5 protein-coding genes are annotated in these 7,242 nt (G+C 69.4%); 1 reads left to right on the top strand and 4 read right to left on the bottom strand.

Annotation, left to right across the window (positions count from 1 at the left end; all coding sequences use genetic code 11):
* Positions 1 to 256: 256 nt before the first annotated feature.
* Positions 257 to 3,019 carry an ATP-binding protein gene (locus G5C60_RS16940; RefSeq protein ID WP_338145842.1) on the bottom strand — a complete coding sequence of 921 codons (2,763 nt, stop codon included), beginning with the start codon at positions 3,017 to 3,019 and terminating at the stop codon, positions 257 to 259.
* A 132-nt stretch (positions 3,020 to 3,151) separates the two neighbouring features.
* Here G5C60_RS16940 and G5C60_RS16935 point away from each other — a divergent pair, with 132 nt between their 5' ends.
* Positions 3,152 to 4,039, top strand: a complete 888-nt coding sequence (locus tag G5C60_RS16935; RefSeq protein ID WP_241266856.1) for a pirin family protein — start codon at positions 3,152 to 3,154, stop codon at positions 4,037 to 4,039.
* An 18-nt stretch (positions 4,040 to 4,057) separates the two neighbouring features.
* Here the strand turns inward: G5C60_RS16935 and G5C60_RS16930 are convergent, their stop codons facing one another.
* Genes G5C60_RS16930 through G5C60_RS16920 form a run of 3 tightly spaced genes read right to left on the bottom strand, consistent with a single transcriptional unit; the run spans position 4,058 to position 7,193 of the window.
* The gene (locus tag G5C60_RS16930; protein WP_165260009.1) at positions 4,058 to 5,056 is read right to left on the bottom strand and encodes a sugar phosphate isomerase/epimerase family protein; all 999 of its coding nucleotides are present in this window, start codon (positions 5,054 to 5,056) and stop codon (positions 4,058 to 4,060) included.
* Positions 5,057 to 5,084: 28 nt separating this feature from the next.
* Positions 5,085 to 6,281 carry a Gfo/Idh/MocA family protein gene (locus tag G5C60_RS16925; RefSeq protein WP_165260007.1) on the bottom strand — a complete coding sequence of 399 codons (1,197 nt, stop codon included), beginning with the start codon at positions 6,279 to 6,281 and terminating at the stop codon, positions 5,085 to 5,087.
* A gap of 54 nt (positions 6,282 to 6,335) precedes the next feature.
* On the bottom strand, positions 6,336 to 7,193 hold the full coding sequence (locus tag G5C60_RS16920; protein ID WP_165260005.1) for a sugar phosphate isomerase/epimerase family protein: 858 nt from the start codon (positions 7,191 to 7,193) through the stop codon (positions 6,336 to 6,338).
* Positions 7,194 to 7,242: the final 49 nt, after the last annotated feature.

Below are 7,242 nucleotides of genomic sequence, written 5' to 3'. Positions count from 1 at the left end.
TCATACTCACTAACCTTCTCGTCGGCAGCTGCAGATGTGTATAAGACACAGGTCCGTAGTTGTTCACGATCACTGCGCGCATCGCTCTCCTCGCGGACGGGTGGGGGCCGTCCTCTCGAAAAGTGTCGCCGCGCCGCGCAGCACTCGTATCAGCCGACGCACAGTACGGATGGCCAGTCATGATCAAGGGACCGCCGCCGCAACTGCGGGGCACCTCCGACCAGCAGGCGCCGGGCGAACGTTGCCTGCCGCGGCTCTAGTTCCCGTCGTCCGGCAGTACGGCGTCGAGCTGACCGCGTGCGCTGATGCCGAGCTTCATGAAGACCTTGCGCAGGTGGTACTGCACGGTACGCGCGCTGATGAACAACCGCGCACCGATCTCCGCGTTCGACAGGCCCGCACGGGCGAGCCGGGCGATCTGGGTCTCCTGCGGCGTGAGTTCTTTCCTGGTGTCCTCGGTGCGCTTGCGAGCGGTGGCCCCGGTGGCGAGCAACTCGCGCCGTGCACGGTCGGCATAGGCGTCGGCGCCCATCGCCGCCAGCATGTCGTGGGCGGTGGACAGTTGCTCCCGCGCATCGGCCCGCCGCTTCTCTCGGCGCAGCCATTCGCCGTACAGCAGGTGCGCTCGGGCGAGTTCCACCCGGACGCGGGTACGGCCGAGGTGTTCGATCGACTTCTGGTAGAGGCCCTCGGCGTCGCTCCCATGCGCGAGGAAGGCGCGCAGTCGGGCCTCGATCCCGAGCGACCAGTCCGTCGGCACGGTACGTGTGCGCTCGGACAGCCACTCGAGCGCGTCGTCGACGGCCTCTCGGTCACCGGTGCGGGCCGCCGCCTCCGCCAGCTCGGGCACGACGAACGGTCCCAGTCCGCACGGGTCGTGCTCGAACACCTCCCGGGCGGCGACGAGCGCCTCACCGTGCCGGCCGAGGCCGTTGTGGAGCACCGCGCTCATACAGCCCGCGTACGGCATGACCGCGTCGGTCCCCTGCCCGGGCGTCGCCCGACGGCTCGCCTCGGCCAGCTCCCGCACCCTTGCTTCCTGCCCGCGCCACGCCGCCAGCATCATCTCGGGGAACGGACAGTACGGGTTACCCGTCGCCTCGGTGAGAATGCAGTACTCCGCGATCAACTCCCCCGCGCTCGCGAACTCCCCGGCGAGAACGCGCCCAAGACCCAGGACGTTCACCGCCATCCGCAACTGCCCCATCGCACCCGTCCCGCGAGCGACCCGGGCCTGGCGCGTGGCGATCGTGAACGACGCGTCCGCGTCCCACAGTTCCATGGCGAGGACGGGCGCCGCCCTGCCGCCCACGAGCCGCCCTGAATCGTCGTCCGGGTCGCTCATCATGCGCAGTGCCTCGGCCAGCAGCGGCCCCGCCGCCGCGTACCCTTTGGTGGCCCACGCCACCCAGCCGTCGAGCAACACGTCGACCGCGCGCCGCAGTTCGGGAGCGGCGGGCGCGTTGCGCGATGCCTCCGCGACCGTAAGGAAGTTGTTCGAGCCGTTCAGAGTGGCGCTCAGCACGGCCGCCATGAGCGCCTCCAGGTAGATCTCGCGCGTCAGGGCGGGATCGAACGGCTCCATGCGCTGGGCCGCGCCGAGGAGGATCCGGGCCGCCTCGGCATTGCGTTGCCGCTCCAGCGTGATCCGGCCGCGCAGGTGCTCCGCCTCGGCCGTCCGCAGGGCGTCTGCCGGACCCGCCTCGGCTGCCTCCAGCAGCCGCAACGCGTCGTCGGGGGCGTCGGCGTCGAGCTTGGCGCAGGCCGCCGTGAGCATGCGCTGCGCGCGGCGCGCGGGATCCGGTGTCAGGGTCGCGGCCTGTTCGAGGAACGCCGCCGTCGCGGTGAGGCCACCGCGGGCCAGCGCGCGGTCGGCGGAGCGCTCGAGCTCCTCGGCGACGTCCTCGTCGGGCCCCGTCGCGGCCAGGGCGCGATGCCAGGCGCGGCGGTCGGGATCCTGCTCCGGATCGGTGGCCTCCGCCAGTGCGCGGTGTGCCTCCCGGATTTCCTGCGGTGAGGAGGAGTTCATCAGCGCCGAGCGGACCAGCGGGTGCCGGAACCGTACATGGGGGCGGACCTCGATCAGGCCGGTCTCCATCGCGGCGGTTGCCGTCTCGCACGATATGCCGAGCAGCGCAGCCACCCGGTACAGCAACGTCAGATCGCCGACGGGGTCGACGGCCGCGAGGAGCAGCAGACGCCGGGGCTCGGCCGGGAGCGCGTCGATCCGGCGCCGGAAGCTCTCCTCGATCTTCTTCGACAGGGGCCTGGCACCGCGCTGTATCCCCAGGCCGCCGGCGATCTCCGCCGGCGACATTCCCCGCAACAGTTCCAGCAGGGCCAGCGGATTGCCGCGGGTCTCGCTGATGATCTGGTCGCGGATCCGTTCGTCCAGCGGTCCGGTACCCAGCGAGTCGAGCAGCGTGCGGGCGTCCTCGTCCTCCAGGCCTTCGACTACGAGTTGCGGCAGATCCGCGAGGTCCCGGCTCGGCCGCCGGGTGGCGAAGACGAGTCCGACCGATTCCCTTTCCAGGCGACGGGCGACGAACGCGAGCACCTGCGCCGAGGCGCGATCGAGCCACTGCTCGTCGTCGATGACGCAGATCAGCGGTTGTTCCTCGGCTACATCGGCAAGCAGGCCCAGGACGGCCAGGCCTCCGAAGAAGCGATTCGGCGCCGTCCCCGGGCTGATACCGAAGAACGTGCGCAGGGCGTCGCGCTGCGGAGCCGGGAGGCGGTCCAGCCGGTCCAGCATGGGCGCCAACAGCTGGTGCAGCGCGGCGAACGGCAGATCGATCTCCGCCTGGACACCGGTGGCGCGCACGATGCGTACACCCGATGTCTCGTCTGCACCCGATGTTTCGTCGACCAGCCAGTCCAACAGCGCCGTCTTGCCGACGCCCGGCTCACCGCTGACGACGAGGGCCCGGCTCTCCCCCGCGCGAACGGCGTCAACGAGGGCGCCGAGGGCCTCGCGCTCACGGCGTCGGCCTATCAGCCGCGTACAACTGCGGTCCACAGCCGGACGGAAGTCCCCTGATGTTGTTGACGCGTCTCCCACGACTCCCAACATACCTTGGGCAAGATGTTGACACGTCACCAAGAAGGTGCTTCCCTTACACATCAACACCACGCGGTTGTGCGGAGGCACATGATGCAGGCACAGCAGCAGATCTCGCGCCGAACCGTCGCCCGGATCGAGGACAGGATTCACCTCGGTCCGGACGCTCAGGTCGACGACAAGAGCCTGATGTTCTCTCCGCAGGCCCCGGCGCTGACCGACCCTTTCCTCGTGCTGGTCGAGGACCTGTTCTCGCAGCCCGGCTTCGAGTGGCACCCGCACCGGGGCCTGGAGACGGTGACGCTGGTACTGGACGGGGTGCTGGAGCATGGCGACAGCATCGGGAACAGCGGCACACTGACCGCTGGAGACATCCAGTGGATGACCGCCGGTCGCGGGATCATCCACCGCGAGCTCGCCTTCCGCAATGAACGCGCGCACATACTGCAGTTGTGGGTCAACCTGCCGGCTGACACAAAGATGGTCGACAGCCGCTACCAGGACCTGCTTGCCACCGGCCGGCCGGCCATCGACCACGACGGTGCCCACATCGACCTCATCTCCGGCGCCACCGGCGGCCTGACCGGCCCGGCGCTCACCCATTGGCCGATCTCCGGCTCGGTGATCACCGTGGAGCCCGGCCGGAGCCTCGATCACGTCCTGCCCGGCCAGGACCGGGCGTTCTTCACCGTGCTCGCCGGCGCCGTGAGCATCGCCGGCCGCACCGTGACCGCGGGGCAGACGGCCTGGTCCGATCCTCTGCCGGACGCGGACCTGTCCGTCATCGGCCTGCGGACCGATGACGGCGACGCCCCCAGCAAGGTCCTGACCTTCAGTGGTCCACCCATCCGACAGCCCGTCGCGATGGGCGGACCCATGGTCATGAACACCCGGGCCGAGATCGAGCAGGCGTTCCGCGACTTCCACACCGGCGGGTTCGGCGCCGTCCCGCGCCAGGCCCGGTTGCAGTACCGATGACGTCGCATCAGCGGGCGTTCAGAAGGCCGCCGCGGCGCTGTGCAGGTTCTTGGCGGCCAGGGCGAGCCCTTCGGTCTGGGAGTAGGCGGCGTCCTCGTGCTCGATGTTGACAGCCATGTCGGGATCGATCTCGGCGAGGGCGCGCAGGAACTCGGTCCAGAAGGGGATGTCGTTGCCGAGACCGACCGCGACGAACTTCCAGGCCGGGTTCTCCGGCCAGGCGTTGCACCAGAAGCCGTAACCGGTGGGCACCTTGCCGGGCGCGTCGGCCGGCACGCGGGTGAACGACGTGTCGAGCACGCCGCGGATGTCGGCGCCCGGGCAGAGCGTCGCGTCCTTGGCGGCGGCGTGGAAGACCAGCGGGCCGAGCCACTTGACGCAGGCGATGACGTCCATGCCCTGCCACATCAGGTGGGAGGGGTCCATCTCGGCGCCGATGTTCGTCGCGCCCGTCTCATCGACGAGCCGCTTCAGCGTGACGGGCGAGAAAACGAGATTGTGCGGGTGCATCTCGATGGCGACCCGGACGTCGTTCTCGCGGGCCAGCGTGTCGATCTCCTTCCAGAACTCGACGGCCACGCCCCACTGGTAGTCCAGTACGTCCATGTACACGCCGTCCCAGGGATTGACGACCCAGGAGGGGTACTTGGCATCCGGGTCCGAACCTGGCGTACCGGACATGGTCACGACGTGCTGCACGCCGAGCAGGCCCGCGAGACGGATGGTGCGGCGCAGGTCGTCGGCGTGCTTGGGGCCGACGCCGGGGAGCGGATTGAGCGGATTGCCGTTGCAGTTGAGGCCGGTGAGCTCCATCCCGCGGTCGGCGAAGGTGGCCAGGTACTCCTCCCGGGCGGTGGCCGAGGACAGCAGCAGGTCGACCGGGCAGTGCGGGGAAGGGATGAAGCCGCCGGTGTTGACCTCGACGGAGGTCAGACCGTTCCCCTTGAGGATGTCGAGCGCCTCGGTGAGGGTGCGGTCGTGCAGACAGGCGGTGTAGGCACCGAGCCTGAGGGCCATGTGCGTGCTCCGTGGATATGTGCGGAGGTCAGGCGGCGGGCGGGACGTCGACGGCGGCACCGCCGTTGCGCGAGGACTTGACGACGGCCCGGATGATCTCCATGGTCCGCAGCGCGTCGGCGAACGTGGCGCAGGCCGGCAACGGCTCGGCGACCCCCGCGACCTGGTCGAGGAAGGCCCGTGCCTGGTAGGTGAAGTTGTCGGCGTTGCTGACGCCCACGCCCGGCGCCTCCATCGGGACACCGCCCGCGAAATACGGCATTTGCGGTCCGGCGATGATCTGCCGTGCGCCCCGGGTACGGGCCTCGGGCTGCGCGTCGTCGAAGAGGTACTCGGCGGGCCGGAGCTGGTCGAACGCGGCGCGCCCGCCCACGCCCAGAACGTCGAAGGCGAGCCCGTTGGGCAGGCCGAAGCCGGTGCGCGTCACCGAGAAGGTGCCGACCAGACCGGACTCGAAGCGGGCGGTGAAGGACGCGGTGTCCTCGTTCTCGACCTCGCCCACCTCGTCCGAGACGGGAGCGGCGTTGTGCCCGACGACCGCGCCCAGCGGCAACGGCCGCTTGGTGATCTGCGTCGACAGCGAGGCACCGGAGACCGAGGTGATGGGCCCGGCAACGTACTCGGCGGCGTCGATCACGTGCGAGCCGACGTCGCCGAGCGCACCGGAACCGGGGCCGCCCTTGAACCGCCAGGTCAGCGGCCCGTTCGGGTCGGTCGCGTAGTCGCACCAGTAACGGCCGCTGAACAGCGTCGGATCGCCCAGCTCACCGGCACGCACATGCTCACGGATCGCGGCGATGCCGGGCGAACGCCGGAAGGAGTACCCAACGGCCGTCACCACCTCGGCACCCCGCTCCAACTCGGCCATGGCACGGGCGTCTTCGAGCGACCCGGCCAGCGGCTTCTCGCACAGCACATGCTTTCCGGCGGCGATCAGCGCCTCCGCGATCGGACGGTGCAGATCATTCCCTACGACGATGGAGACGGCGTCGATCGTCGGGTCCTCGGCGACGGCCTGCCAGCTCGGCAGCGCCTTCTCGTAGCCGTAGCGGCGGGCGGCGTCCGCACCGAGTTCGACGTTGACATCGGCGATCGCGGCCAGCCGGACCGGCGGCAGCCCGGCCCCGAAGACCGTGTTGACGTTGCGGTATCCCGCAGCGTGACTGCGACCGGCCATGCCGGCGCCGATCACCGCGACGGAGAGGGGTTTGGCGGACGTGGTCATGGCGATGCCCTTCAAGGAAGTAGTGATCAGGCGGCGAACTGCCGGTGCGGTCTCTCAGTTGGAGGTGGTCAGGTACTCGTCGATCTTCTTGCGCATGAACAGCGAGGACTCCTTGGCGCGTTCTTCCCAGGCGAACACGCAGGCGGTGAGGGTGCCGTCGAAGCCGTTCGCGCGCAGCTCACGGAAGAGCTCGTCGAAGTCCACCTCGCCCTGTCCCATGTCGAGGTGCTGGTGGATACGGGCCGGTGTGCCGGGCGGGTTGAGGATGTAGCGGTTGCCCGAGGACGCCGTGTGGTCGAGGGCGTCGGCCAGGTGGACGTGGGTGAGCAGGTCACCCGCGTACTTGATGATGCCGGGAGCGTCGTTGCCGATGTGGAAGGTGTGCGGGGCGCAGTAGAGGAACGTGACGTTGGGGTTGTTGATGCCTCGGATCAGGTTGATCGCGTCGTAGCCGTTCTCGATGAAGTCGTCCGGGTGCGGCTCCAGCGCCAGCTTGACGCCCTCGCGCTCGAACACCGGCAGCAGCTCGTCCAGCGACTTCCAGAACTGCGCCTCACTGCGGTCGGGGTCCTCCGGGCGGCCGTTGAACTCCGAGATCATGCTGTCCACGCCGAGGTCGACGGCGATCTGGATCGAGCGCTTCCAGTACCGTACGGCGGCCTGCCTGGCGTCCTCGTCCGGGCCGGACCAGCGGAACAGCGGCAGCAACGAGGAGAGGCCGACGCCCGCCGCGTCCAGCGCCTTACGGAACTTCCGGACCGTCGCGTCATCCACGCGCGGATGGCGGAAGAAGGGAATGAAGTCCTCCCGGGGAGACAATTCGATCCACTCGTAGCCCAACTCGGCCACCACAGAAGGCAGTTCGAGGAGAGGCACGTGACGGATCATGTACGGGTCGAGGGCGATCTTCATGGGGACATGCCTTCGGATCAGGGTGACGGGGGTGGAGTGTCGCTGTCGC

This window comes from Streptomyces scabichelini (assembly GCF_011045015.1).
In the GTDB taxonomy this organism is placed as follows: domain Bacteria; phylum Actinomycetota; class Actinomycetes; order Streptomycetales; family Streptomycetaceae; genus Streptomyces; species Streptomyces scabichelini.
This window is presented reverse-complemented; position numbering and strand designations above follow the sequence as displayed.